Annotated in this window: 20 protein-coding genes and 2 pseudogenes; 8 read left to right on the forward strand and 14 right to left on the reverse strand. The window is 69.1% G+C overall.

Features of this window, described 5'->3' with window-relative positions; translation table 11 throughout:
• Window positions 1–52 precede the first annotated feature (52 nt).
• The 8 genes and pseudogenes from H7F30_RS00140 to H7F30_RS00175 form a co-directional block, all read right to left on the reverse strand.
• Window positions 53–313: pseudogene (locus H7F30_RS00140) on the reverse strand (DUF4031 domain-containing protein); the annotation flags it as partial.
• Window positions 313–1,851, reverse strand: a complete 1,539-nt coding sequence (locus tag H7F30_RS00145; RefSeq protein ID WP_187035990.1) for an FAD-dependent oxidoreductase — start codon at window positions 1,849–1,851, stop codon at window positions 313–315. The pseudogene H7F30_RS00140 and the gene H7F30_RS00145, both read right to left, overlap by 1 nt.
• On the reverse strand, window positions 1,848–4,079 hold the full coding sequence (locus tag H7F30_RS00150; RefSeq protein ID WP_082128615.1) for a molybdopterin oxidoreductase family protein: 2,232 nt from the start codon (window positions 4,077–4,079) through the stop codon (window positions 1,848–1,850). Before H7F30_RS00150 ends, H7F30_RS00145 begins: the two co-directional genes overlap by 4 nt.
• Window positions 4,079–5,530 carry an MFS transporter gene (locus H7F30_RS00155; RefSeq protein ID WP_047310466.1) on the reverse strand — a complete coding sequence of 484 codons (1,452 nt, stop codon included), beginning with the start codon at window positions 5,528–5,530 and terminating at the stop codon, window positions 4,079–4,081. Before H7F30_RS00155 ends, H7F30_RS00150 begins: the two co-directional genes overlap by 1 nt.
• 109 nt (window positions 5,531–5,639) lie before the next feature.
• Window positions 5,640–6,125, reverse strand: a complete 486-nt coding sequence (locus tag H7F30_RS00160) for a nitrite reductase (NAD(P)H) small subunit (protein ID WP_052946752.1) — start codon at window positions 6,123–6,125, stop codon at window positions 5,640–5,642.
• A pseudogene (gene nirB, locus H7F30_RS00165) lies at window positions 6,125–8,710 on the reverse strand (nitrite reductase large subunit NirB). Before nirB ends, H7F30_RS00160 begins: the two are co-directional and overlap by 1 nt.
• Before the next feature lie 88 nt (window positions 8,711–8,798).
• Window positions 8,799–9,353: an orotate phosphoribosyltransferase gene (gene pyrE / locus H7F30_RS00170; protein WP_187035992.1), complete on the reverse strand. Its 555-nt coding sequence runs from the start codon at window positions 9,351–9,353 to the stop codon at window positions 8,799–8,801.
• 20 nt (window positions 9,354–9,373) lie between these two features.
• Complete coding sequence (locus tag H7F30_RS00175) at window positions 9,374–10,153, reverse strand: SDR family oxidoreductase (RefSeq protein ID WP_047310468.1); 780 nt, start codon at window positions 10,151–10,153, stop codon at window positions 9,374–9,376.
• Between the two features lie 731 nt (window positions 10,154–10,884).
• Here H7F30_RS00175 and H7F30_RS00180 point away from each other — a divergent pair.
• Together H7F30_RS00180 and H7F30_RS00185 are read left to right on the forward strand one after the other, a co-directional pair.
• Window positions 10,885–11,673, forward strand: a complete 789-nt coding sequence (locus H7F30_RS00180) for an exodeoxyribonuclease III (RefSeq protein ID WP_047310470.1) — start codon at window positions 10,885–10,887, stop codon at window positions 11,671–11,673.
• Window positions 11,674–11,748: 75 nt separating this feature from the next.
• Window positions 11,749–13,221: an NAD(P)/FAD-dependent oxidoreductase gene (locus H7F30_RS00185; RefSeq protein WP_187035994.1), complete on the forward strand. Its 1,473-nt coding sequence runs from the start codon at window positions 11,749–11,751 to the stop codon at window positions 13,219–13,221.
• On the opposite strand, the gene H7F30_RS00190 is transcribed toward H7F30_RS00185, so the two are convergent.
• The 5 genes from H7F30_RS00190 to H7F30_RS00210 all read right to left on the reverse strand — a co-directional run bounded on the left by H7F30_RS00190 (window position 13,214) and on the right by H7F30_RS00210 (window position 18,063).
• Complete coding sequence (locus tag H7F30_RS00190) at window positions 13,214–13,660, reverse strand: hypothetical protein (protein ID WP_187035996.1); 447 nt, start codon at window positions 13,658–13,660, stop codon at window positions 13,214–13,216. The genes H7F30_RS00185 and H7F30_RS00190 overlap by 8 nt on opposite strands.
• Before the next feature lie 109 nt (window positions 13,661–13,769).
• Window positions 13,770–15,029 (reverse strand): glucose-1-phosphate adenylyltransferase family protein, encoded by a 1,260-nt coding sequence (locus H7F30_RS00195; RefSeq protein ID WP_187035998.1) that lies wholly within the window; start codon window positions 15,027–15,029, stop codon window positions 13,770–13,772.
• A 71-nt stretch (window positions 15,030–15,100) separates the two neighbouring features.
• Window positions 15,101–15,604, reverse strand: coding sequence for a tRNA (cytidine(34)-2'-O)-methyltransferase (locus H7F30_RS00200; RefSeq protein WP_187036000.1), 504 nt, complete (start codon window positions 15,602–15,604; stop codon window positions 15,101–15,103).
• A 67-nt stretch (window positions 15,605–15,671) separates the two neighbouring features.
• The gene (locus tag H7F30_RS00205; protein ID WP_187036002.1) at window positions 15,672–17,309 is read right to left on the reverse strand and encodes an AMP-binding protein; all 1,638 of its coding nucleotides are present in this window, start codon (window positions 17,307–17,309) and stop codon (window positions 15,672–15,674) included.
• 127 nt (window positions 17,310–17,436) lie between these two features.
• Entirely contained in the window at window positions 17,437–18,063 is a 627-nt protein-coding gene (locus H7F30_RS00210) for a TetR/AcrR family transcriptional regulator (protein ID WP_187036004.1), read from the reverse strand.
• A 234-nt stretch (window positions 18,064–18,297) separates the two neighbouring features.
• Between H7F30_RS00210 and H7F30_RS00215 the strand changes: the two genes are divergently transcribed.
• Window positions 18,298–18,924 (forward strand): hypothetical protein, encoded by a 627-nt coding sequence (locus H7F30_RS00215; RefSeq protein WP_187036006.1) that lies wholly within the window; start codon window positions 18,298–18,300, stop codon window positions 18,922–18,924.
• 145 nt (window positions 18,925–19,069) lie between these two features.
• Here H7F30_RS00215 and H7F30_RS00220 read toward each other — a convergent pair whose 3' ends face one another.
• Window positions 19,070–19,612, reverse strand: coding sequence for a GNAT family N-acetyltransferase (locus H7F30_RS00220; protein ID WP_255464899.1), 543 nt, complete (start codon window positions 19,610–19,612; stop codon window positions 19,070–19,072).
• 227 nt (window positions 19,613–19,839) lie between these two features.
• Here H7F30_RS00220 and H7F30_RS00225 point away from each other — a divergent pair, with 227 nt between their 5' ends.
• The 5 genes from H7F30_RS00225 to H7F30_RS00245 all read left to right on the forward strand — a co-directional run bounded on the left by H7F30_RS00225 (window position 19,840) and on the right by H7F30_RS00245 (window position 26,053).
• Complete coding sequence (locus H7F30_RS00225) at window positions 19,840–20,118, forward strand: hypothetical protein (RefSeq protein ID WP_187036008.1); 279 nt, start codon at window positions 19,840–19,842, stop codon at window positions 20,116–20,118.
• Between the two features lie 216 nt (window positions 20,119–20,334).
• Entirely contained in the window at window positions 20,335–21,912 is a 1,578-nt protein-coding gene (locus tag H7F30_RS00230; protein WP_187036010.1) for a carboxyl transferase domain-containing protein, read from the forward strand.
• 6 nt (window positions 21,913–21,918) lie between these two features.
• Window positions 21,919–24,093, forward strand: a complete 2,175-nt coding sequence (locus H7F30_RS00235) for a biotin carboxylase N-terminal domain-containing protein (protein WP_187036012.1) — start codon at window positions 21,919–21,921, stop codon at window positions 24,091–24,093.
• A 71-nt stretch (window positions 24,094–24,164) separates the two neighbouring features.
• Entirely contained in the window at window positions 24,165–25,343 is a 1,179-nt protein-coding gene (locus tag H7F30_RS00240; protein ID WP_187036014.1) for an acyl-CoA dehydrogenase family protein, read from the forward strand.
• A gap of 200 nt (window positions 25,344–25,543) precedes the next feature.
• On the forward strand, window positions 25,544–26,053 hold the full coding sequence (locus tag H7F30_RS00245; RefSeq protein WP_047310477.1) for a MaoC family dehydratase: 510 nt from the start codon (window positions 25,544–25,546) through the stop codon (window positions 26,051–26,053).
• Window positions 26,054–26,119: the final 66 nt, after the last annotated feature.

Raw genomic sequence — 26,119 nt, forward strand, 5'->3', positions numbered from 1 at the left:
ACCGGCGGGTTTGTTTCAGGGATGCAACATCTCCCTCACCGCGGCCTGCTCAGCGGTCGCGAGCCCGCACCCGCAGCCCCGAGGCGATGAGGCGACGCACGAGCTCGGTGCCCCGCACCGGTTCCGCACCGCCCGCGACGAGATCGTCGTACTGGCGCGCGGGCACGTCGTAGTGATCGTGGTCGAACGCGGCGCGCGGCACGTCGTGCGCGGCGGCGAACGCGTGCAGCTCGACGAGCGAGACGTCGGAGACGAGGTGGCTGAACACGGTGCCCCACGCGGGCCACGCCGGCGGATCGATGAGAACGGCCATCAGGCCATTGTCGCCTCCTGCGCCGGGTTCACCTCGTCCATCCATTCGAGGATGCCGCACACAGTCGCGGTGCAACTGCCGCACCCCGTCGTCGCACGCGTGGCGGCGGCGACGTCCTCGACGCACCGCGCTCCCTCGACGTGCGCGTCGACGATCTCCTTCTTGCTCACCCCGTTGCAGCGACAGACCGTGGCCGTGCTCGGCAGCGCCGTCGGACCGGCCGCCTGAGGCACCGCGTCGGGGTTGGACGCGCCCTTGACGAGCAGGTGGGCCGGATCGAGCGGCAACGGCGTCCGCCGTTCATACGCGCTCATGAGATCGGCCGCCACCCGCGGCGACCCGACGACGACCCCCGCGACGATGCGCTCGCCGTCGACGGCGATGGTGGCCGACCGGCGCTCGCCGACGTCGCTCAGGGTGAGGACCCGCAGGCCCTGGGCATGCGCCGCGAACGGGTCGGGCAAGGGCTCGCCGAGCGCGACGACGTCGAGCCCCACGGCCTTGAGCTTGACGATGCTGACCTCGGGTTCGGGCCGGGGTTCCGGGGTGGCCTGCGGTGTCGGCTGCGGGATCGGTGCGCTCCGGGGCGCGGTCGCGGCCTGGTCGTTCTCGCACAGTTCACGCGCCAGCCGGCCGGCCTGCTCCCACCCCGGCGCGATGAGGCCGGGGCACCCCGCGTCGGTCTGCGCACAGTCGCCGATGGCGGCCACCGAATCGTCGTCGAGAGCACGCAACCGCTCGTCCACGAGGATGCCGATGTCGACGGGAACACCTGCGGCCCTGGCGATCTCGGCTCTCGGTTTGACTCCCGTGTTGACGACGAGACCGTCGATGTCCAGCCGTTCGCCGTCAGCCAGTTCGATGCCGACAAGATGCTCCTTCTCGCGCAGAACCCGGACGATGCCGCTCGTCACCCGCACGTCGACACCGAGGTCGCCCAGGACGGCGGCCGCCATCTGACCGCTCGGGGCGTCGAGCTGGCGATCCATGACGTGCCCACCGCGATGCACGAGCGTTACGTCGACGTCGCGGGTGCGCAGGCCGCAGGCGATCTCGACGCCGAGCAGACCGCCACCGAGCACCGCCATCCGCCGCCCCGGGGTGCAGGCGGCCAGCAGTTCGCGGCAGTCGTCGATGGTACGCACCGCGCGCACGCCCTGGCCACCTCCGGCGCCGAGGCCGGGGATGGGCGGCATGACGGCCTCGGCACCGGTGGCGAAGACCGCCAGGTCATACGGGTGCTCGCGCCCCTCGGCATCGATGACGACACGACGTTCGCGTTCGAGGCGTACGGCCGCCGTCCCCGCATGCACGGTGACGTCCTCGGGCGCCGCCGGCAGCGTGAGGGACGCGAGGTCGGCGCGCCCGGCCACGACCTCCGAGAGCATGAGCCGGTTGTACGGCTCATAGGGCTCCTCCCCCAGCACCGTGATGTCGAAGGCCGCGCCGGTGCGCTCGGCGTGCCGGGTGAGGTCGTCGAGAAAGCGGGCCGCCACCATGCCGTGCCCGATGACGACGACGCGCGGCGGGCGGCTCATGCGCGCACCGCCTGGCCGGCGCGTGCTGCGTGCTCGCCGTGAGCAGCGTCATCGTCGCCAGTCGGCGCGTCCTGCTCATCGAACCGCGCCACCGCGGCAGCGCACACCTTGAACTCCGGCATCGAGCTCACCGGGTCGAGCGCGGGGTTGGTGGCGAGGTTGGCCGCGCCGCGCCCGGCGAAGTGGAACGGCATGAAGACGCAGTCGCGGCGGATGTCATTGCTGAGGCGCGCAACGCCGACGGCGGCACCGGAGCGGGTGCGCACCTCGACGTCGTCGCCCTCGCCGATGCCGAGGCGTGCGGCCGTCAGCGGGTGGATCTGCACGAACGCCTCGGGTTCGATGCCGTTGAGCTCGGCCACGCGGCGCGTCTGGGCGCCCGACTGATAGTGCTGCAGCAGACGGCCGGTGAGCAGGTAGAGCGGCGCGTCTGGTCGGAGGTCGTCGGCCACGCCCGCCGAGCGCACGTCGATCATCCGGGCGCGCCCGTCGGGCGTCGCGAAGCGGTCGAGGAACAGCCGGGGCGTGCCGACGGTGCGCGGGTCGGGGCGCGTCATCGCGTCACGCACGGCAGGCCAGAACGCCCCGGTGCCGCCCTCGTCGTCCGCGAGTTCCCAGGCGTCCAGCGCGGCGTGGCTGAGGCCGGAATAGTCGGCGATGCCGCCCGCCGAGGCGCGCGCCAACTCGTCGAACGCATCGGCGGGGTCGGTGGCGAAACCGGCCGGGGCGTCGAGCAGTTCGGCGAGCTCGTGCCAGATACGCAGTTCGTCCCGCGGCCCGTCGGCCGCGTCGGGAGCGGGCACGGCGCGACGTCGGCGCAGCACGCGCCCCTCGAGGTTGGTCATCGTGCCCTCCTCCTCGGCCCATTGCAGGCTGGGCAGGACGACGTCGGCCATCGCGGCGGTCTCCGACAGGACGAAATCGGTGACGACGAGCGTGTCGAGCGCCGCGAACCGTTCGGCGATGCGGCCGGAACGCGGCCCGCTCACCACGGGGTTTGCGCCGTGCACGAAGAGCATCGAGGCGCCCTCCGGCGTGCCGAGCGCGTCGAGCAGTTGGACGGCCGGCAGCCCGGGGCCGGGGATGTCGCTCTCCTCGACGCCCCAGACCTCGGCGATGTGCGCGCGGGCGGCCGGGTCGGTGATCTTGCGATAGCCGGGCAGTTGATCGCACTTCTGCCCGTGCTCGCGTCCACCCTGGCCGTTGCCCTGACCGGTGAGACAGCCGTAGCCCGAACCCACCCGACCGGGCAGTCCGAGGGCCAGCGCAAGGTTGAGCGCGGCGCTCACCGTGTCGGTGCCGTGGGCGTGCTGCTCCGCGCCGCGCCCGGTGAGCACGTACGCGCCGTGCCCGCCGACGACGGGAGCCGATTTCATGAGGATCTTTGCCGCACAACGAAGTTCGGCGACCGGGATGCCCGTCTCCCGCTCCACGGCCTCCGGCCACCACATCATGGCCGACCGCTTGACGGCGTCCCAACCGGTGACGCGGTCGGCGAGGTAACGCTCGTCCGCACCGCCACCGACGATGACGAGGTGCAACAGCCCCATGAGTACGGTGATGTCGGTGCCCGGCAGCGGTTGAAGGTGAACGCCCGCGCCGTCGTCCGTCAGGGCCGCGCTCGGCGTCCGACGTGGGTCGATGACGATGAGCCCGCCCCGCTCGCGCGCCGAGCGCAGGTGCTGCACGAACGGCGGCATCGTCTCGGCCGGGTTACTGCCCACGAGCATGACGGCGTCCGCGCCGTCGAGATCGCCGAGCGGAAACGGCATCCCCCGATCGAGCCCGAGAGTCCGGCCCCCGGCTGCAGCGGCCGAGCTCATGCAGAAACGCCCGTTGTAGTCGGTCATCGCCGTGCCGAGCCCGACGCGGGCGAACTTGCCCAGCGTGTAGGCCTTCTCGTTGGTCAGGCCACCTCCGCCGAAGACGGCCACACCGTCGGGGCCGCTGCGAGCGCGAGCGCGCTTCACCCCGCGCACGATGCGGGTGTAGGCCTCGTCCCACGTCGTTTTAACGAGCGACCCGTCGGCGTCGCGCACCAGTGGACGCAGCAGCCGGTCGGGCGTCGAGAGCACTGCGGCCGACGTCCAGCCCTTGTGGCACAGGCCCCCGCGGTTGGTCGGGAACTCGCGCGGTGTCACGCTCACGGCGCCGGCCCCGTCATTGCCGGGGGTCAGCCGCATGCCGCACTGCAACGCGCAGTAGGGGCAATGGGTCGAGGTCGCCATCAGATGCCCACCTGCCCGGCGTCACCGAGCCCCGCACCCCGACGCCCGTAGGCGAACCAGGCGACGAACGCCATGACGAGGTAGAGCGCGATGATGCCGTAGAGCGCCGGCACGATCGTGCCCTTCGGGGCGATCGCCGAGATGCTCGAGGCCTTGCTCAGCGCGAACATCTGCGGCACGACGAACCCGCCGAAGGCACCCACGGCGCCGACGATGCCGATGGCGCCCGCCGCGACGCGCCGGGTGCGACGTCGACCGTCGTCGGTGGTGTCCGTGGCCGTGGCGTCGAACACCGCTGGGATCATCCGGTAGATCGACCCGTTGCCGATGCCGGTGAAGACGAACAGCAGCAGGAACGCGGCCATGAAGAGGCCGAAGTTCTTGCCCTGCAGCGCCTGGATCGCGCCGAGCGCACCGAACGCCATCGCCACGAAGCTGACGACGGTGACACGCCAGCCGCCGACGCGGTCGGCGATGACGCCGCCGAGCGGGCGGGTCAGCGAGCCGACGAGCGCGCCGAGGAAGGCGAGCTTGAGGCCGTGGGCGGGAAACGCGTCGGACATGATCTTGGGAAAGACGCCGGCGAAACCGATGAACGAGCCGAACGTGCCGACGTAGAGGAACGCGAGGATCCAGGTGTGACGGGCGCGGCTCGCCATCTCGAAACCGCCGCGGTCACCCGACCCGGCGATGACCGAGAGGTTGTCCATGCTGCGCCAGGCGAGCAGCGCCGCGAGCAGGATGAACGGCACGAAGATCCAGCCCGCCAACGGCAGGTTGGGCACCTGAGCGCCGGTGACGGCGGTCGTGGCCCCCCAGGTGACGACGAGGGGGATGGCGAACTGGACGGCCGCCGTCCCCAGGTTGCCGCCGGCCGCGTTGAGGCCGAGCGCCTTGCCCTTCTCGGAGGAGCGGTAGAAGAAGGAGATGTTCGTCATCGAGCTGGCGAAGTTGCCGCCACCGAAGCCGGCGAGCGCGGCCACGGCGAGCAGCACCCCGAAGCTCGCGTGCTGCCCGACGGCGAGGGCCAGGCCGACGGCGGGCAGCAGGAGCAGCAGCGCGGAGACGATCGTCCAGTTGCGACCCCCGAAGCGCGGGACGGCGAACGTGTACGGGATGCGCAGGCTCGCCCCGACGAGGGTGGGGATGCTGAGCAACCAGAACTGCTGCGTCTCGCTCAGCGCCGCGCTGCCGGTGTAGCCGTACGTGGCCAGCTGCGGTACGACGATGCCCCACAGCGCGAAGACGCCGAAGCCGAGGAACTCCGCGAACACCGAGATGGCGAGGTTGTGGCGGGCGGTCTGCGCTCCGCCGTGGTGACCCCACTGCGCGGCGTTCTCCGGATCCCAGTCGTCGATCCAGCGGCCTGCTCGGCGGGTGAATCGGGCGGCCGGGGCCGGGGTGGCGGCAGCGGTGGCGGTCGGTGAATCACCGCGGTGGGCCAGCGTCATGAGGTGCTCCTCGCGCATCGGTGGGATGTGCCGATGACGCTAGGAGCGGCGTGTTACGCGCGAGTCCGCCTCATGTTTCCGGCAGGCAACATCCGTCTCACCGCCGCGCTCAGCGCGTCGTGCGCTCCGGGTGGCGCGCCTCGCTCGTGCGCTCCCCCAGCTCGATGACGCCGTCGCGCTCACGCACCGCCCAGGTGCCCAGGCTCACGCTGCGGTCCTCGACGTCCTCCCCCGTCGCCAGGTCGAAGGCCTGCTTGTAGAGCGGCGACTGGATGACGTCGACGACCCGCTCCTGCCCGGTCGCTTCCTGCCCTGTCTTCTCCGACGCTGTCTCGTCCGCCACCGTGCGCGTCCCGACGACGCCGCGCGCAATGACGTTGGCGAGCGCATACGGGTCGTGGTGGCCGACGGCGAACAGCCGGCCGTCCGCCGTCCGCACGACGGCGACCTGCGCGCCGTCCGGGGCCAGGGCAGCCACGGCGCGTTCCGGCACGAGTCGGTCGGCGTCGCACGCGCGAGTCCAGCCCTCTAGATCGGGCGCGTTCGAGACGCTCACGTTCGAGGTGCTCTCAGTCGAGGTCGACGGTCGGGACATCAGGCACTCCTCACGGGGATGCGGGGGCCGACGAGGTGCAGCGACGGGTCGGCCTTCTCCTGCGGGGTGGCGGGGCGGATCTGATCGCGTTCGACAAGGTAGAGCAGGTCGGGGTCGACGCTCGTCTCGTCGTTGACGAACCCGGTGAACTGCGCGAGTTTCTGCGGGTCCTCGAGCACCTCGCGCCACTCGTCGGCGTAGGCGTTGACGTGCCGCGCCATCATGGCGTCCAGGTCGTCGCAGATACCGAGAACGTCGTCGAAGATCACCTCACGCAGGTGCTCGATGCCGCCGTCGAGCTCCTGCAGCCAGGGTGCGGTGCGCTGCAGCCGCTCGGCCGTCGAGATGTAGAACATGAAGAACCGGTCGATGGCGGTGATGAGTTCGGCCTCGGTGAGATCCTCGGCGAGTAGCTGCGCGTGCACCGGCTTGAACCCGCCGTTGCCGCCGACGTAGAGGTTCCAGCCGTTCTCGGTGGCGATGATGCCGGCGTCCTTGCCACGCCTCGGCACACTCGCGGGCGCACCCCGAGACCCCCATCTTGAGCTTGTGCGGGCTGCGCAGCCCCTTGGGGCGCGTCTCCAGGTCGATGGCGAGACGCACCGAGTCGCGTACCCCGAAACGGCACCACGTCGAGCCGACGCACGACTTCACGGCACGCAGGCTCTTGCCGTACGCCTGCCCGCACTCGAACCCGGCGACGAGCAGATCCTTCCAGATGGCCGGCAGCTGGTCGATCCGCGCGCCGAACATGTCGATGCGTTGAGCGCCGGTGATCTTCGTGTAGAGGCCGTAGGTCTCGGCGATGCGCCCGATGGCGATGAGCCCGGCCGGCGTCACCTCACCCCCGGGGATGCGCGGCACCACCGAGTACGTACCGTCCTTCTGCATGTTGGCCAGCACGTGATCGTTGGTGTCCTGCATGCTCGCCTGCTGCCCGGACAGGACGTGGCCGTTCTCGAGGCTGGCGAGGATGTTGGCGACGGTCGGTTTGCACACGTCACAGCCGCGCCCGGTGCCGAAACGTTCGATGACGTCGTCGAAGGTGTGCAGATCGGCCACCCGGTGGCGGTGAAGAGCTGACTGCGCGACATGCGGATGTGCTCGCACAGCGACCGGTCGATCGTGATGCCGGCCTTGGCCTGCTCGACCTCGACGAGCTTGATGACGAGCGGCAGGCACGAGCCGCACGAGGTGCCAGCCTTCGTGCATTCCTTGACGGCGTCGACGCTCGTCGCGCCGTCGGCGAACGCCGCACGAATCTGTCCGGCGCTCACGTTGTTGCACGAGCAGACGCCGGCGTCGTCGGGCAGTTCGAGGTTGACATGCGCCTTCTCGCCGCGCTCGTCCTCCGGGATGACGAACGCGCTCGGCGCGCCGACGTCCTGCCCGATCATGGCGCGCAGGCTCGGGAACGCCGTGGCGTCACCCACGAGCACGCCGCCGAGCAGGGTGTGGCCGTCCTCGGCGACGACGAGCTTGCGATACCAACCGCTCAGGGCGTCGGAGTAGACCACCTCGCGCGCCCCGGGCGTCGTGGCGAAGGCGTCACCGAAGCTCGCGACGTCGACGCCCATGAGCTTGAGCTTCGTCGAGCTGTCGGCGCCGGTGAAGTCGGGCGCCTCCCCGAGCAGGTGCGCGGCGGCGATCTCCGCCATCGTGTAGCCGGGCGCGACGAGGCCCCACACCTCGCCCTGGATGCACGCCACCTCGCCGATGGCGTGGATGGCCGGGTCGCTCGTTAGGCAGTGAGCGTCGACGACGACGCCGCCACGCGGACCGATCTCGAGGCCCGCCTCACGCCCGAGCTCGTCGCGGGGGCGGATGCCGGTGGCGAAGACGACGACGTCGACCGGGTCGTTCTCCCCGCTCGCGTAGTCCATCGAGACGACGCGACCGTCGTCGTCGGCGTTGATCCGCGCGGTCGCCGTGGAGGTGCGCACGTGCACGCCGGTGCCCTCGATGATGCGTTTGAGGTCTTCACCGCCACCCGCGTCGACCTGCACGGGCATGAGGCGGTCGGCGAACCCGACGACCGCCGTGTCGGCTCCCATCGCCTGCAACGCACCACCGGCCTCGAGGCCGAGCAGACCACCGCCCATGACGGCGCCGCGCACCTGACGCTCCGGATGGGCGAGTGCGCGGTCGGCCACGTACGTGCGCAGCGCCTCGACGTCGTCGAGGGTGCGGTAGACGAAGCAGCCGGTCGACTCGCGCCCCTCGACGGGCGGGACGGCCGCGCTCGACCCGGTGGCAAGCACGAGATGGTCATAGGCGATGCGCTCGCCGACGTCCGTGACGACGACCTGCTCGGGGCGCTCGAGGCGCGTGACGCGCGTCGAGGTGCGCAGCGTGACGAGGTCGTCGTCCCACAGCGCCGGGTCACCGAGCAGGAGCTCCTGCGGCGTCGTGCCGGAGAAGAAGCTCGTGAGGTGCACGCGGTCGTACGGCGCGAGCGACTCCTCGCCCAGGACCGTGATAGCGCAGCGGCCGTCGACGTCCTTGGCGCGCAACGCCTCGACGAACTTCTGCGCCACCATGCCGGCGCCGACGACGACGACCTGGGTGCGGGCGGGCTGCGTCATGTGTCCTCCGAACGTGATGAGCCTTTGCTCATCACGCTAGGGCCGCGCGGCCCTCGTGGGAGGGGGCTTTCGTCCCAGAAGGGCAGCCTTACGCGAGGCCGAGATCGTCCATCGAGAACGCGCTGACGTAGGTGAGGCCCTCGGCCTCGATCTTCTCCTTGGAGCCGGTGGCGCGGTCGGCGATCGTGGCGACGGCGACGACCTCGGCGCCTTCCTCGCGGCACGCGGCAACGGCTTCGAGTGGCGACGCGCCGGTCGTCGTCGTGTCCTCGACGACGAGCACGCGACGACCCTTGATCGACGGGCCTTCGATGCGCTGCTGAAGACCGTGCGCCTTGCCCGCCTTGCGGACGACGAACGCGTCGACACGCTCACCTGCGGCGGCCGCGGCGTGGAGCATCGACGTGGCGACCGGGTCGGCGCCGAGCGTCAGGCCACCGACGGCGACGTAGTCGAAGTCGGACGTCAGGTCGCGCATGACGCGACCGACGAGAGGCGCGGCCTCGCCGGAGAGTGAGATACGGCGCAGGTCGACGTAATAGTCGGCCTCCTTGCCGGAGCTCAGCGTCACCTTTCCGTGGACGATGGCCTGGTCCTTGATGAGCTGCAGCAGCGCGGCGCGATCGGCGTCGATGTTCGTCATGGCAGCGATTCTAGGAAACGTCAGTCGCGCGGGCGGTGGCGGTTGCTCAGACGCGGGCTGCGCACGAGCGGGCGCGGCACGACGCGCAGCAGGCCGGTAATGGCCTTGTACTGGCGGCCGGGTACGGAGACGACCTTGCCTGCGTCGACGTCGGCGAGACCGTCGCGCACGAGCCGATCGACGTCGAGCCACAGCCGCTTGGCCAGCGGGCTGGTCTTGTCGACGGGGATCTCGCCGCGCTCGTGGAACTCCGTGTGTGTGAAGCCGGGGCACAGCGCGGTGACGGTGACACCCGTGCCGTGCAGCTGCGCCGCGATGGACTCGCTGAACACGGTGACGTACGACTTGGCGGCCGAGTACGTGCCGCTCGCCATGAAGCTCGCGACCGACGACACGTTGATGACGGTGCCACGTCGACGCTCGACCATCGCGCCCGCCGCGGCATGGGTGAGCACGACGACGGCCTTGACCATGACGTCGACCGACTCGATCTCCTTCTCGACAGGAGTGTCGAGGAACGAGGTCTTCACGCCGAAGCCTGCGTTGTTGACGAGGACGTCGACGGGTTCGTCACGCCGACCCACGCGCTCGGCGACGCGGCGCAGGTCGTCCGCGACGGCGAGGTCGGCTGCGAGCACCTCGACCTTCACGCCGTGGCGGGCTTCGATCTCGGCCTTGATCTCCTCGAGCCGCTCGGCCCGTCGGGCCACGACGACGAGGTCGTGCCCACGTGCGGCGAGCTGTTCGCAGAATTCCCGGCCGATCCCGGCGCTGGCTCCCGTGACGAGTGCTGTTGTCATGGCTTCACTCTGACATGCGAGAGGCGAGCGCAACGGGTCAATTCGGGTCATCCGGAACCCCAGACTTCGCACATGACGCAGATCACATGAAAGGTCATTGAGCGGCATGCCCGCCGCTACCCACCTTGGATCGAGGCCCTTGGGCGGCGGGGAGGAAGCCGAGGAAAGCACCCGGAGGGAAGATGCCAGACCAAGTGACGGACCTTGACGGCCTCGGGGACTACCAGCCGCACAAGTCTCCGACGGGAGCACTGCTCATTATTGGCGTCACGGACATCTCCCTGTCCACCTTCGTCGTCGAGGCGGCAAAGGTGACGGACTGCCTTGCGGCCATCCGCCGATCTCCCCATCAGGTGCGTTGCGCAGGAGTCGGTGACATGTATCTGACCCCGAACGCAGCTCGCTCGTGGCAACTCACCGTTTGGGCCGACATTCCCTTGTGCCCCTTCACCCCACAGGACGCCTGGGCAACACTGATTGCTTGGCGACACCTCTTGCAAGAACCGCCCCTGGATCGGCACCCCGATCGAGGTGGGGAGCACGTGTACGGCCCGTGGATCCACAACCGCCCAGTGCGCATCCGGGATCCCCGAAAGGGAGCGTTCGCCGCGCATCCCCTCACCTACTTCCAGGAGAGCCTCCCCGTCACGGTCGATGGGGCGGATGGGACGGAGTACATGTAGGACACCTGCTTTTCGGGGGTTGTCGGCGGCGCGTTCTAGGGTTGGGGCATGCGAATCGCCACGTGGAACGTCAACTCCATCCGCACCCGCGTCGACCGCGTCGTCGCCTTCCTCGAGCGTCACGACGTCGACGTGCTCGCCATGCAGGAGACGAAGTGCAAGGACGAGCAGTTCCCCATGGCGCGCTTCGAAGAGGCCGGCTACGAGGTGGCCCACCACGGCCTCAACCAGTGGAACGGCGTCGCCATCGCCTCCCGCGTCGGGCTCGAGGACATCTCGATCGGCTTCGAGGACATGCCGGGTTTCGGTGACCCGATCGCGGCCGAGGCCCGCGCCATCGGCGCGACCTGCGGCGGCGTGCGCACCTGGTCGCTCTACGTGCCCAACGGCCGCGAGATCGACCACCCGCACTACTCCTACAAACTCGAGTGGCTCGAACGGCTCCGACTCGACGGTGCGAAGTGGCTCGCCGAGGACCCGTTGGCCCAGATCGCGCTCATGGGCGACTGGAACATCGCCCCCACCGACGAGGACGTGTGGGACATGGGCTTCTTCGAAGGCAAGACCCACGTCACACCGCCCGAGCGGGACGCGTTCCAGGCCATGATCGACGCAGGTTTCAGCGACGTCGTGCGCCCCTTCACCCCCGGCCCGGGCACCTACACGTACTGGGACTACACGCAGCTCCGCTTCCCGAAGAAGCAGGGCATGCGCATCGACTTCGCCCTGTGCTCCCCCGCGCTCGCCGAACGCGTCGAGGGCGCGCAGATCGACCGTGACGAGCGCAAGGGCAAGGGCGCGAGCGACCACGCGCCTGTCATCGTCGATCTCGACTGACGCCGCACACATCGGGCGGCCACCGGGCAGTGTCGGTACCGTCCCCGGCGCGCACAGACCGTTAGGTTGGAATGCGTGAGTGCAGTGGCCGAAGTGGACGTCGTCGTCGTCGGAAGCGGGTTCTCCGGCATCGGCATGGCCGTTGCGCTGAGGGCCACCGGACGCAGCTTCGTCATCCTCGAGAAGGGTGACGAGATCGGCGGCACGTGGCGCGAGAACCGCTACCCCGGCGTCGCCTGCGACGTGCCCAGCCACCTGTACTCGTTCAGCTTCGACCTCAACCCGTACTGGTCACACACGTACTCGAGCGGCGATGTCATCCAGGACTACCTGCTTTCGGTCGTCGAGAAGCACGGCCTGCGTGAGCACGTGCGGTTCGACTCGTGGATGCAGGCCGCGGCCTACGACGACGCCTCCGGCACGTGGCAGGTCACCTCGATGGGAAGCGACGGCTCCGTCTCCGTCGTCACGGCCCGCGCCCTCGTGCTCGGCGTCGGAGCCCTGCACATGCCGCACATCCCGCTCATCGACGGTCTGCACACCTTCGGCGGCGAACTCATCCACACCGCGTCATGGCCGCAGGAGACGTCGATGTTCGGCCGCCGCGTCGGCATCATCGGCACCGGCGCGTCTGCCGTGCAGTGCATCCCGCCGCTCGCCGAGGACGCCGAGCACCTCACCGTCTTCCAGCGCAGCGCGCCGTGGATCATGCCGCAGAACAACGACGAGTACTCCGACGCGACGATCGACCGTTTCCGCCGCCACCCCGCCCTCATGCGCGTTCACCGTGAGGCGTTACGCCGAAAGAACGATCTGCGCGCCGTCGCGTTCGACAGCCACCCCAAGCTGCTCGAGATCGCCTCGCGCGAAGCGTCACGACACCTCAAGAACCAGGTGAAGGACCCGGACCTGCGCCGCAAACTCACCCCCGATTACACGATGGGGTGCAAGCGCGTCGTCCTCTCCGACACCTACTACCCCGCTCTCGTGCGCGAGGACGTCAGCGTCGTCACCGAGCCGATCGTCGCCGTCATGCCCGACGGCGTCGTCACCGAGGAGGGCACCGTCCACGAGCTCGACGCGCTCGTGCTCGCCACCGGCTTCGACCCCAAGGGTTCCTACGCGCACCTGCAGATCGCCGGACGTGACGGTCGTTCGTTCGCCGAGGAGTGGCAGAGCGGCGTCGAGTCCTACCTCGGCGTGACGATGGCGGGCTTCCCCAACCTCTTCATGCTGCTCGGGCCGAACACGGGCCTCGGTCACACGAGCGTTCTGCTCATGGTCGAAGCGCAGATCGCCCACGTCATGCGGTTGCTCGACGAGCGCGACCGCCGCGGAGCGTCATCCGTCGAGGTGCGCCCCGAACTCGTGCCCGCCTTCACCCGCGAGATGCGCGAGCGCAGCGAACGATCCGTGTGGCGCCAAGGCGGCTGCACGTCCTGGTACCTCGATGACGACGGCGAGAACCGCACCCTGTGGCCCGGGGGCGTCGGCGAGTACGAACAGCGCCTCACACGGCCCGACGCGATCGACTTCCTCTTCACCTGAGCCGGCCGCCGTCGCCGGGCGGCTGCCACGGGTCGTTCGGTGCTGGTGGAACGGAGCCAGGGCGCGGAACGTACCCCGGTGGCGGCTGCATCAGTATTGGCGGCACGAATCCGCGGATCGGCGGCATCTCCGGGAACGGCTCACGCGCTGCCTCGAACCGCTCGGGCATCAGTTGCGAGCGACGAGACACCCAGGCGACGAAGTAGACGAGCGGGCCCAGCACCGGCAGTGCCCAGACGAGCGTGCGCCAGCGGCGCCACCCGTCGAACGTGTCGACGAGAAGCCTCGGCCGTTTGCGCAGGCTCGTCATCGCAGCATGTGACGTAATGAGCCATAGCGTCAGGCCGCCGAACAGCACGACGGGGGCGAGGAAGAGCACACCGAACACAATGAAGTCGGCGCCGCCCTCCTGGATCTGGGTGTCGTCGAGGAGCGTCATGGTCCGACGCTAGAGCGAGGCGGCTCGTCGCTGCCGAGAGCAGCCTTCGGGCCTGTGGACAACGCTGCGCAGGCATCGTTGTCCACGGGTGAGCGGCAATGTCAGCGCCTCAGGCGACGGTGCTTCCCGGGTCGATTTGGCTCCCTGCCACGACATCGGATCGCACCACACTGTCGTGCCCCACTACGGCGATCGCGTCGTCGTGGGCTCGCTTACCGGCGCTCGACGTTCCCACGCGAACGCCCGCGCGGACGGCGACGTTCGCATCGAGGATGGACGTGCTGACCACGGCCTCGCGCTCGATGACGCACGCGTCGAAGATGACGCTGTCCTCGACCACGGCACCTTCGCGCACGACGACGCCGGGGCCGAGCGTCGAGCCCCGCACCGTTCCCGCGATGTCGCATCCGGGCGAGATGACGCTCTCCTCGACCACGGCCCCCGCACGGACCCGCGCCGCGCCCCTGTTCGTCGCGAGCGTCCGCATCGGCCAGTCGACGTCGTCGAAGACACGCACGACGCCGCGCACGAGGTCACGGTGCGCCGCGAGGTACAACTCCGGTCGCCCCATGTCCTTCCAGTACCCCTCGAGCGGGTACGTGCGCACCAGGCCGTCCGCGATGATCTGCGGCAGCAGGTGCTCCGCGAAGTCACCGAGGCCCGTCTCGTCGACGGTGTCCTCACCCTTCCCGTCGTCAGGGCGGGTGGCCTTCTCGGCCTTGTCGAGGCCCGAGAGGAGGGCGTCCTTCTCGTACACGAAGATCTCCGCCGAGATGGTCGTGCTCTCCGGGTTCTCGGGCTTCTCCTCGACGCGCGTCACCTTGCCGGTGGCGTCCGTGATGACGACGGCCTTGTCGGAGGCCTGCGAGCGCGACACCTGCGTGGTGACGATGGTGCAGGCGGCCCCGGTCTCGAGGTGAGCCGCGATGACGTCGCGCAGGTCGAGGGCGAAGATCTGGTCGGCGCTCAGGACAACGACGACGTCGGCGTCCTCGCGCTCGATCTCCCGGCGGATGCGGTAGAGGTCGTCCGCATTGCCCGCTGCGAAGCCACCGGTGCGCACGGCGTCGACCTCGTCGGGCACGACGCGCCGGAAGCCGCCGACGTTGCGGTCGAGATCCCACGGCCGCCCGTGCTGGAGGTGCTCGTCGAGTGAACCGGCCTGGTACTGCACTGAAACCCACACCGAGCCGATGCCCGAGTTGGCGACGTTCGACAGGGTGATGTCGATGAGTTGGTGAGTACCTCCGAAAGGCAGAGCCGGCTTCGCGCGGTCGGCGGTGAGCGCTCCCATGCGGGAGCCCTTTCCGCCGGCTTGGACGATGGCGAGCACCTTGGGTGCGCGGGGCAGGGGCATCGGGTCGGCCATGGCTCAATCCTGGCGGGCGACGCTCGTCGGGCACAAGCGCCCACCGGGGTGAACGGCCCAGCGCGTCAGGTTCAGTCGAGGGGCTGCGCCGCAATCGCCTCGATGCTCGTGGCCGCCCCGCCCGCTCCCTCGAAGCCGAGGTGACGCCACGCCTCGTAGGCGACGACGGCGACGGCATTTGCGAGGTTGAGGCTTCGGTTACCCGGCGCCATCGGCAGGTGCACACGCTCGTCCGTAGCGAAGGTAGCGAGCACTTCGTCAGGCAAACCGGTTGCCTCACAGCCGAAGACGAGAACGTCGTCGCTGCGGTAGTCGACCTCGTCATACCGACGAGCGCCACGGGAGGTCAGCGCCAACCACCGGCCCGGGCACGCCTCGCGGGCTGAATCGAGGTCGGCATGAACGTGCACCTCCGTCAGCTCGTGGTAGTCGAGCCCGCCGCGGCGCAGGAGACGGTGGTCCATCGAGAAGCCCAGCGGCTCGACGAGATGCAGGCTCGCCCCGACGTTCGCCGCAAGCCGGATGACGTTGCCCGTGTTGGGCGCGATCTGCGGGTGAACGAGGACGATCTGCACGCGGCGAACCTAGCGGATGCCGGCGCGCGAGCGAACCCAAGGGCTGCTCGCGCGCCGGCGACCGGCGTCACTTCATGTACTCCGAGGCCTGCTCGCGCAGCTCGATCTTGCGGATCTTGCCCGTCACCGTCATGGGGAACTCGTCCATGACACGCACGTAGCGCGGCACCTTGTAGTGGACGAGCTTGCCGCTGCAGTACTCGCGTAGCGACTCCGCTGTGAGCTCCTCGGCGCCGTCCCGCAGGCGCACGCACGCCATGAGTTCCTCGCCGAAGCGCTCGTCGGGCACGCCGATGACCTGCGCGTCGACGATGTCCGGGTGGTTGTAGAGGAACTCCTCGATCTCACGCGGGTAGATGTTCTCGCCGCCGCGGATCACCATGTCCTTGATGCGCCCGGTGATGGCGACGTAGCCGTCCTCGTCCATGACGCCGAGGTCGCCGGTGTGCATCCAGCCGTCGACGATCGCCTCGGCCGTCTTGTCGTCCTGCTCCCAGTAACCGAGCATCACCGAGTAGCCCTTGGTGCACAGCTCGCCGGGCTCGCCGCGGCCGACGACCTCGTTGGTCACGGGGTCGACGATGCTCACCTCGAGGTGCGGGCCGACGCGGCCGACCGTCTGCGTGCGCTGCGCGACGGTGTCGTTCTTGCGCGTCTGCAGCGACACCGGCGAGGTCTCCGTCATGCCGTAACAGATGGAGACCTCCTCCATGTGCATCTTCTCCATCACCTGGCGCATCGTGTGCTCCGGGCACGGCGAGCCGGCCATGATGCCGGTGCGCAGGCTCGTGAGGTCGAACTCGTCGAAGTTGACGAGGGCGAGTTCGGCGATGAACATCGTCGGGACACCGTAGAGGCTCGTGCAGCGCTCGGCCTCGACGGTTCGCAGGGAGATGACGGGGTCGAAACCGGGCGCGGGGATGATCATGGCGGCGCCGTGCGTCTTGCACGCGAGATTGCCCATGACCATGCCGAAGCAGTGGTAGAAGGGCACCGGGATGCAGACGCGGTCGTCGGCTGTGTAGCTGCACAGCTCGCCGACGAAGAAGCCGTTGTTGAGGATGTTGCGGTGACTCAGCGTCGCGCCCTTGGGGAAGCCCGTCGTGCCGCTCGTGTACTGGATGTTGATGGCCTCGCCGTTGTCGAGACCGGCCTGGATCTCGCGAACGGTCGCGACGCCGCGCTCCCCCGCGTCGCGTCCGGCGGCGAACAGCTCGTCCCAGGTCTGCTCACCGATGTAGACGATGCGCGCCAACTGCTCGCACTCGTCCTTGACCTGCTCGATCATGCGCGCGTAGTTGCTCGTCTTGAACTTCGGCATCGAGATGAGCGTGGAGATGCCCGCCTGCTCGAGCACGTACTTGAGTTCGTGGCTGCGGTAGGCCGGGTTGATGTTGACGAGGACGGCGCCGATCTTCGCGGTGGCGTACTGCGTCAGGGTCCACTCGGGGCAGTTGGGCGCCCAGATGCCGACGCGATCGCCCTTCTCGACGCCGGCTTCGAGCAGGCCCGCAGCGAGCGTCTCGACGTCGGCGAGGAACTCGCCGTAGGTCCAGCGACGGCCGCTCTCGATGTCGACGAGCGCCTCGTGATCGGCGTAGGTCTCGACGGTGGCGTCGAGGTTGTCGCCGATCGTCTGCTCGATCAGCGGGGTGTCCGTCTCACCGCGCGTGTGGCTGAGTGCGGCGTCCAGCGTTTCGGTCATCGTCAGCTCCCTTTGGGCGCGGCGTCCGGGCCGCGCGCACGGTGACTGGGGTCACAGGTCGGTCCGGCCAGTGAACCACATCACAAGGGTTCAGTTAATGGTTGTTAACCGAAATTCTTCGGCTGTCTCAGCGCGACGGCGTGAGCGCGGCGAGCGCCATCTGACGCAGGACGCCGCGGGTACGCTCCCCCTGAGCCGCGGCGAGGGGGGTCGTGCGGCCACTGGAATGCGGTGTCGAGTTGAGGGCGCCGAACCCGGCGTGCGCTTTGATGCGTGCGCTCTCGACGGAGAGTTCGGGGTCGAGATCGCACAGAACGCGCACCCAGATCTCGACATAGCGGCGCTGCAGCTGACGCACCGTGTGGCGGGCGTCGGCGTCGAGGCTCGCGAGATCGCGCCCCTGCACCCGGATGAGTGCGGGCTTCGTCAAGGAGAAGTCGATGTGGAAGTCGACGAGCGATTCGAGCGCGGCCTGCGGCGTTGGTGCCGCCTCGACGACCGCAGAGCCGTGGGTGAGGAGGTACTCACTGATGCCGACAAGGAGCTCCTCGAGAACGGCTTCCTTGTTGGCGAAGTGTCGGTAGACCGCCGGGCCACTGATGCCGACGGCCTTGCCGAGGTCTTCGAGCCGGACGCCGGCGAGGCCGCGGTCGGCGATGAGTTCGGCCGCGGCGTTGAGGATCTGCTGACGACGCTCGGCCTTGCCGCGTTCGCGGGCGGTGCGCGTGTCCGCCGCCGCGTCGGTCGCCGTCATAACCGTCTCGCTCTCGGTCGCTGGAGATTTCAGTTAAGCACAGTTAACCGAAAAGACAGGTGAACCGTGCACACTCCAGAGCGCGCCCAGGGGCGCCGAACGCTGTTGCGGGGGCGCGCAGAGGCTGTTTCAGGAAGCACGCGAGCGCACGGAAGGCGGCGGACCATGGCCCTGACACATCGATCGCCACCGGCGACGAGCAAGAGAACAGCGGCGGCCCGCACGGTCCAACTCGTGGCGACGACCCTCGCCCTGACGAGTTGCGCCGCCGCGAGCAGCGACGGGCAGCCGCGAGCCCCCAAGGGGCACACTCCCACCGAGGGATCGACGAGGCTGTCAGCACACGCATCGTCCGGCCCGGGCGTCGCAGGCCGGCTTTTGGACCTGAGCAAGGTGCGCAAGGGGGATGTGTTCACCGTGGACCAACTCGACCGGCTCGACGCGGCGGCTGCCCGGCGTGCCGGGACCGTCACGACGACGAAGATGTATCGCGACGACGCTCTCTCGCAGGACACCACGCTCGTGACATACGTCGACTGCTCACACAAGAAGGCGTTCGTTCAACGTGACGACGAACTCCTCGCCGTGGAACGAGAGTGCAAGCCCTTGCGCGACCCCGATCACGTGGTCGCCTTCGCCACAGTCTCCGACGCCTGCTCACCTCCGCAGGGCCAACGGTCAACGGAGGAGTTCGTCGTCACGGCCTCCGACGACAGCAGCGTCACCCTGACGAGGCGGCAAGCTACCGACCAGCCTGAGCGCATACGACTGGTTCGCGTTCACGCGCGCACTGAGGCTCGCCTCACCGAGATGCAGGAGGAGAAGACTGTCGGCGACGAGAGACGGACACTGGGTCGATGAACGTTCGCGTACGGCGGGAAATTGCCAGTCCCCCAGGCGCCCTCCGGGTGGGTGACCGCGTCGCAATCACGATGATCGAGGCACATTGACCGAAGCTGGTCTGGCCGTCACGGGCACCCTCGGCCCAACCCGCCCTCCGCGGTCCTCACCCGAGACGGGCGAAAGGCTCCGCGTAGGTGTACGTGCCGCTCGGAACGTCGGGTTCGACGTCGAGCGCGCACGCCTGGAAGTACGCACCCCACGCCGGGTCGGCGACGATGCCGAAACGCGACGCGGGAGCGAAACCGAAGCGGCTGTAATACGCGGGATCACCGAGCAGGACGACGACCCGCTCGCCGCGCTCAGCCGCCCGCCGCAAGAGCTCACGCATGAGCGACGAGCCTACGCCGCGCCCCTGGAAGGTCGGCGCGACGGCGATCGGGCCAACGCCGAGGACGGGCGCGCCGTCGAGGTCTCCCCACGTCGCGACGGCGTAGCCCACCGTCGCGCCTCCGTCGCTCGCAACGAGTGCGAACTCGGACTCGTACGCGTCGGTGTCTCGCAGCCAACCGACGAGCGTGGCCTCCCCCGGCACGCCGTCCGCCTCAACAGGCGGGGCACTGTGCTCGGCGTTCGCGAAAGCGTCGGCCACCAGTTGGCGGACGGCGGGAGCGTCCGACGAAGTCTCTTGGCGAATGTCGATGTTCACGCCCGCATCGCACCATGTTCTACCGATGCTGCTGGACGGGGTCGGAGCGACAGCTCCACGAGCGGCGGCCTTCCTCGCACCGCGTCGCCGCGCGGCTCCGAGCCTCGACAACGCGCACGTGGCGACACAAAACCGTGACCACTCGAACCGTTCCGCCCCGATCGCGACGGCGTTACGCTCCCCTCAAGAGCCGGTCGTGGTACCGGACACGAGGAAAGGCACACACCATGGTGTTCTGGTCGATCGTCATCGCCGCCCTCGTGATCACACTCGCGCTCGCATGGAACAAGGACCGCAAGCGCCGCACGATTCGCTCCAGCCCAGACGGCTTCGGCAACCACGCCGAACAGCGCTTCCTCGAAGAGGATCACCCCGTCACCGTCCACTTCGGACCAGGTGGCGGCACGGGGCCGGCGAGCACCCGCCAAGGCGAGGGAAGCAGCATCAGTTACTACGGCACGCATAGTTCTGGCGGCAGCAGCGGCGGCTTCGGCATCACACCCTGAAGCCCACCCCCGGACGGCCCCGAACCCTCACGGTTCGGGGCCGTTTCGCATGCCCGTCGAGTCGACACTCGCGCGGAGTCCCACATTTCAGTTAATTGTGATTAACTGAGTTCGCAAGTGACCCACGTCACGACGTGCTCAACGGCGCGCACGGATGCGACGTGACGTCACTCGCCCCGACCGCCTTCCGACCCACCGACACCGGGGAGCGAACGCATGGCCCTCGATCACGCCGCGAACCGAGCAGAGCACCTGCGCCTGCTCGAGGAACTCGACGGCAAACTCCGCACCGCCGCCCGCGGTGGCAGCGACAAGGCCCGCGAGCGTCACGTCAGCCGCGGCAAGCTGCTGCCGCGCGACCGCGTCGAGACGCTCCTCGACCCGGGTAGCCCCTTCCTCGAGATCGCCGCCCTCGCCGCCGACGGCATGTACGACGACGAGTGCCCCGGCGCCGGCGTCATCGGTGGCATCGGGCGCGTCGAGGGACGCGAGTGCGTCATCGTCGCCAACGACGCCACCGTAAAGGGCGGCACCTACTACCCGATGACGGTGAAGAAGCACCTGCGCGCACAGGAGATCGCCCGCGACAACCACCTGCCGTGCATCTACCTCGTCGACTCCGGCGGGGCCTTCCTACCCAAGCAGGACGACGTCTTCCCCGACCGGGAGCACTTCGGACGCATCTTCTACAACCAGGCGACGCTGTCGGCGAAGGGCATTCCGCAGATCGCCTCGGTCATGGGCTCGTGCACCGCAGGCGGCGCCTACGTGCCGGCGATGAGCGACGAGACGGTCATCGTCCGCAACCAGGGCACGATCTTCCTCGGCGGGCCGCCGCTGGTGAGGGCCGCCACCGGTGAGGTCGTCACGGCCGAAGATCTGGGCGGCGGCGACCTGCACTCCAAGACCTCGGGCGTCACCGACCACCTCGCAGACGACGACCACGACGCCCTGCAACGCGTTCGCAGCATCGTGCGCACCCTCGGTCCGAAGGCCGAGGTGCCGTGGCGCATGGTGGAACCGCGTCCGGCGAAGCACGACCAGGAGCGTCTCTACGACGTCGTGCCGGTCGACCTGCGCACGCCGTACGACGTGCACGCCGTCATCGACACCATCGTCGACGACGGCGAGTTCCACGAGTTCAAGGCCGAGTACGGCAAGACGCTCGTCACGGGCTTCGCTCACATCCACGGCCACCCCGTCGCGATCATCGCGAACAACGGTGTTCTCTTCGGCGAGAGCGCCCAGAAGGGCGCGCACTTCATCGAACTCGCCGACAAGCGCAAGACGCCGCTGCTGTTCCTGCAGAACATCACCGGCTTCATGGTCGGGCGCGAGTACGAGGCCGGCGGCATCGCGAAGCACGGCGCGAAGATGGTCACCGCCGTCGCGTGCGCCCGCGTGCCCAAGCTCACCGTCGTTATCGGCGGCTCGTACGGCGCCGGCAACTACTCGATGTGCGGTCGCGCGTACTCGCCGCGTTTCCTCTTCATGTGGCCGAACGCCCGCATCTCCGTCATGGGCGGCGAGCAGGCGGCGTCGGTGCTCGCGACGGTTCGTGGCGACCAGCTCGAAGCGGCCGGCACGCCGTGGAGCGACGAGGACGCCGACGCCTTCAAGGAGCCCATCCGTCAGCAGTACGAAGACCAGGGCAACCCCTACTACTCCACCGCGCGCCTGTGGGACGACGGCGTCATCGACCCGGCCGACACGCGCGACATCGTCGGCCTGGCCCTCGGCGCGTGCGCCCAGGCCCCGCTCGACGATGTTTCCTACGGCGTTTTCCGGATGTGATCTGAGATGAACGAGAGCGCGACGACCACGGCCCAGGCGCCCGGGCAGCGCGCCATCACGAGCGTCCTCATCGCCAACCGCGGCGAGATCGCGGTGCGCGTCATCCGCACGCTGCGCAGCATGGGCATCCGTTCGATCGCCGTCTACTCCGACGCCGACGCCGAGGCGCTGCACGTGCGTGAGGCCGACGACGCCGTGCGCCTTGCCGCTCCCGAGCTGCTCGAGGGCGCCTCGAAGGAGCGCTACCCCGAGGGCCGGCCCAAGAACCCGTACCTCGACATCGACCGCGTCATCGCCGCGTGCCGCCTCACGGGCGCCGACGGCGTCCATCCCGGATACGGCTTCCTCTCCGAGAACACGGCCTTCGCGGCCGCGTGCGAGGAGAACGGCATCGCCTTCCTCGGCCCGAGCGCGCACGCGATCGAGACGATGGGCGACAAGATCACCGCGAAGAACGCCGTCATGGCGTTCGACGTGCCGGTCGTGCCGGGCATCGCGCGCCCCGGTCTCACCGACGACGAACTCGTCGCTGCCGCGTCCGACGTCGGCTTCCCGGTGCTCATCAAGCCGAGCGCCGGTGGTGGCGGTAAGGGCATGCACGTCGTCGAGCGCGCCGAGAACATGGCCGACGCCGTGGCCCGCGCCCGCCGTGAGGCCGCCACGAGCTTCGGCGACGACACGCTCTTCCTCGAACGCTTCGTCCTGCGCCCGCGGCACATCGAGGTGCAGGTCATCGCGGACAAGCACGGCAACGTCATCCACCTCGGTGAGCGCGAGTGCTCGCTCCAGCGCCGGCACCAGAAGGTCATCGAGGAGGCGCCCTCGGCCCTGCTCGACGCCGAAACGCGTGCTCGGATCGGCGAAGCAGCCTGCAACACAGCGCGATCCGTCGACTACGTCGGCGCGGGAACGGTGGAGTTCATCGTCTCGGCCGACGCACCGGACGAGTTCTTCTTCATGGAGATGAACACCCGCCTTCAGGTCGAACACCCCGTCACGGAGCTCGTCACGTGCCTCGACCTCGTCGAGCTCATGGTGCGCGTGGCCGCCGGTGAGGAACTGCCGTTCACCCAGGACGACGTCACGCTCACCGGCCACGCGGTCGAGGCGCGCGTGTACGCCGAGGACCCGGCCCGCGGCTTCCTACCCACCGGTGGCACGGTCGTCGGGCTCGACGAACCGCAGGCCGCGAACCTGCGCATCGACTCCGGCATCGCCCGTGGCACGGTCGTCGGCTCCGACTACGACCCCATGCTGAGCAAGGTCATCGGCTTCGGCGAAGACCGCGCCGCTGCCCTGGCCGCGCTCGACGAGGGCCTGGCGAAGACCCACGTGCTCGGCGTGACGACGAACATCGACTTCGTCCGCTTCCTCCTCGCCGACGACGACGTTCAAGCCGGACGCCTCGACACCGGCCTGCTCGACGCCCGCGTCGGCGACTACGTGGCAACCCCGGCCCCCGACGACGTGCTCGTCGCCGCTGCGGCGACGCTGCTCGCGCCTTCTTCCGACGCCGAAACCACCCCGACGGGCGCTCAGGCCGTGTGGCAGGGCATCGACGGCTGGCGCGTCGGCGGACGCCGCAGCGCACGGACGGTGCGCTTCGAGGTGGCCGACGCCGAGACCGAATCGGGCACGAGCGTCACCGAGGTCGCCCTCGTCTCGACGAAGGACGGCGGCGAGGACGTCACGCTGCGCCGCGGTCTGCCGCCCCAGCAGGCGAGCCAGCCGCAGGCCGACGCCGCGAGCAGCGACGCCACTCGCGCCACGATCACGCGCCGTGACGGCTCGGGCCGTCTCGTCGTGACGACGGCCGGCCTGCGACGCACGTTCATCACCGAGGTCGTCACCGACAAGCAGGGTGTGCGCACCGTGTGGGTCGGCTCGCCCGAGGGCACGTTCGCGGTCAAGGAGGCCAAGCACGTCAGCCTCCACGGTGACGCGGCGGCCGCGGCCGGCGGCGACATCAAGAGCCCGATGCCGGGCGCCGTCATCGCGGTGCAGGTGGAGAACGGCGACGAGGTGAGCGCGGGCCAGACGATCGTCATCGTCGAGGCCATGAAGATGGAGCACTCGCTCACCGCGCCCATCGACGGCACCGTCGAGATCCTCGCCCCCGCCGGCACCCAGGTGGCCGTCGACGAGGTGCTCGCCCGCATCACCCCACCCGACGCCACCTGACCGATCACCCGCGGCGCGTCACGCGCGCCGATACCAGCACACCGACTTCCTCCCGAACAAAGGAGAAACCGATGAACACGTCGTTCCTCGCGGCCGACAATCTGCCCGATGAGTACGCCGACCTGCAGAAGATGGTGCGCGACTTCAGCCAGAAGGTCGTCGCACCCGTCTCCGCCGAGCACGACAAGAACCACACGTTCCCGTACGAGGTCGTCAAGGGCATGGCCGAGATGGGCCTGTTCGGGCTGCCGTTCCCCGAGGAGTACGGCGGCATGGACGGCGACTACTTCGCCCTGTGCCTCGCCCTCGAGGAGCTCGCGAAGGTCGACCAGAGCGTCGCCATCACGCTCGAGGCCGGCGTCGGCCTGGGCGCCATGCCGATCTTCCGTTTCGGCAACGAGGAGCAGAAGACCGAGTGGCTGCCGCAGCTCGCCTCGGGTGAGGCCCTCGGCGGCTTCGGCCTGACGGAGGCCGGTGCGGGTTCCGATGCGTCGGGCACGAAGACGACGGCCCACGAGGACGGCGACGAGTGGGTCATCAACGGCTCGAAGCAGTTCATCACCAACTCCGGCACGGACATCACGAAGCTCGTCACGGTCACCGCCGTCACGGGTGAGTCGCAGACGAGCGACGGCCGCACGAAGAAAGAGATCTCGACGATCATCGTCCCGACCTCCGCGCCGGGCTTCACCGCCGAACCGGCCTACGACAAGGTGGGCTGGAACGCCTCCGACACGCACCCCCTCAGCTTCGACGACGTGCGCGTGCCCAAGGCCAACCTCCTCGGTGAGCGCGGCCGTGGCTACGCCAACTTCCTGCGCATCCTCGACGAGGGCCGCATCGCCATCGCGGCACTCGCCGTCGGTGCCGCGCAGGGCTGCGTCGACGAGTCGGTGAAGTACGCGAAGGAGCGTCAGGCGTTCGGGCAGAACATCGGCGCCTATCAGGCCATCCAGTTCAAGATCGCCCGCATGGAGGCCCGCGCCCACGCCGCGCGTTCGGCCTACTACAACGCGGCAGCGCTCATGCTGGCCGGCAAGCCGTTCAAGAAGGCCGCGTCCGTCGCGAAGATGGTGGCCTCCGAGGCCGCCATGGACAACGCCCGCGACGCCACGCAGGTGCACGGCGGCTACGGCTTCATGAACGAGTACACGGTCTCGCGCCACTACCGCGACTCGAAGATCCTCGAGATCGGCGAGGGCACCACCGAGGTGCAGCTCATGCTCATCGCCCGGGAACTGGGACTCTGAATCACTCGTGAGGATCGGAGCGCAGCGCAGCGAGCACCGGACCGGAACGAGTGACCGAAGAGTCCCAAGAAAAACGATGACTCTGAATCACTCGTGAGGATCGGAGCGCAGCGCAGCGAGCACCGGACCGGAACGAGTGACCGAAGAGTCCCCATGAAAATGTTCCAGAACACGCCACACGCACGAGTGAGGACACTCCCATGACCCCCATCCCCGAGACGCCGGACGACGTCACGCAGGGCAAGACCGTCGAGCAGCGCGGCCTGTGGTTCGAGGAGTACGAGGTGGGTACGACCTACCTGCACCGCCCCGGACGCACGGCAACCGAAGCCGACAACACTCTGTTCACGACGCTGACGATGAACACGCAGGCCCTGCACCTCGACGCCGCCTACGGCGCCGAGACGGAGTTCGGCGAGCGCCTCGTCAACTCGATGTGGACGCTGTCGACGCTCGTCGGCCTCAGCGTCGCGCAGCTGACGATGGGCACCATCGTCGCGAATCTCGGCTTCAGCGAGATCTCGTTCCCGGCGCCGATGAAGGCCGGTGACACGCTCTACGCGGAGACGACCGTCGAGGACAAGCGCGAGTCGAAATCGCGCCCAGGCCAGGGCATCGTCACGCTGCGTCACACCGGGCGCAACCAGCACGGCGACGTCGTCGCGGTGGCGGTGCGTCAGACGCTCGTGAAGTGCGCACCGGCTTCCTGAACCAGCCGACCTCATGATCTGCACCTGGTGACGGATGGGGTAAGTGGTGACGTCTGACCGTCACCA

Source organism: Dermacoccus sp. PAMC28757, from assembly GCF_014302635.1.
GTDB lineage: Bacteria > Actinomycetota > Actinomycetes > Actinomycetales > Dermatophilaceae > Dermacoccus > Dermacoccus abyssi.

Coding starts and splice junctions, on each gene's coding strand:
- H7F30_RS00145 (WP_187035990.1), bottom strand. CDS start 1,851: ATGAGCCGCCCGCCGCGCGTCGTCGTCATCGGGCACGGCATGGTGGCG.
- H7F30_RS00150 (WP_082128615.1), bottom strand. CDS start 4,079: ATGGCGACCTCGACCCATTGCCCCTACTGCGCGTTGCAGTGCGGCATG.
- H7F30_RS00155 (WP_047310466.1), bottom strand. CDS start 5,530: ATGACGCTGGCCCACCGCGGTGATTCACCGACCGCCACCGCTGCCGCC.
- H7F30_RS00160 (WP_052946752.1), bottom strand. CDS start 6,125: ATGTCCCGACCGTCGACCTCGACTGAGAGCACCTCGAACGTGAGCGTC.
- pyrE (WP_187035992.1), bottom strand. CDS start 9,353: ATGACGAACATCGACGCCGATCGCGCCGCGCTGCTGCAGCTCATCAAG.
- H7F30_RS00175 (WP_047310468.1), bottom strand. CDS start 10,153: ATGACAACAGCACTCGTCACGGGAGCCAGCGCCGGGATCGGCCGGGAA.
- H7F30_RS00180 (WP_047310470.1), top strand. CDS start 10,885: ATGCGAATCGCCACGTGGAACGTCAACTCCATCCGCACCCGCGTCGAC.
- H7F30_RS00190 (WP_187035996.1), bottom strand. CDS start 13,660: ATGACGCTCCTCGACGACACCCAGATCCAGGAGGGCGGCGCCGACTTC.
- H7F30_RS00195 (WP_187035998.1), bottom strand. CDS start 15,029: ATGGCCGACCCGATGCCCCTGCCCCGCGCACCCAAGGTGCTCGCCATC.
- H7F30_RS00205 (WP_187036002.1), bottom strand. CDS start 17,309: ATGACCGAAACGCTGGACGCCGCACTCAGCCACACGCGCGGTGAGACG.
- H7F30_RS00210 (WP_187036004.1), bottom strand. CDS start 18,063: ATGACGGCGACCGACGCGGCGGCGGACACGCGCACCGCCCGCGAACGC.
- H7F30_RS00225 (WP_187036008.1), top strand. CDS start 19,840: ATGGTGTTCTGGTCGATCGTCATCGCCGCCCTCGTGATCACACTCGCG.
- H7F30_RS00230 (WP_187036010.1), top strand. CDS start 20,335: ATGGCCCTCGATCACGCCGCGAACCGAGCAGAGCACCTGCGCCTGCTC.
- H7F30_RS00235 (WP_187036012.1), top strand. CDS start 21,919: ATGAACGAGAGCGCGACGACCACGGCCCAGGCGCCCGGGCAGCGCGCC.
- H7F30_RS00240 (WP_187036014.1), top strand. CDS start 24,165: ATGAACACGTCGTTCCTCGCGGCCGACAATCTGCCCGATGAGTACGCC.
- H7F30_RS00245 (WP_047310477.1), top strand. CDS start 25,544: ATGACCCCCATCCCCGAGACGCCGGACGACGTCACGCAGGGCAAGACC.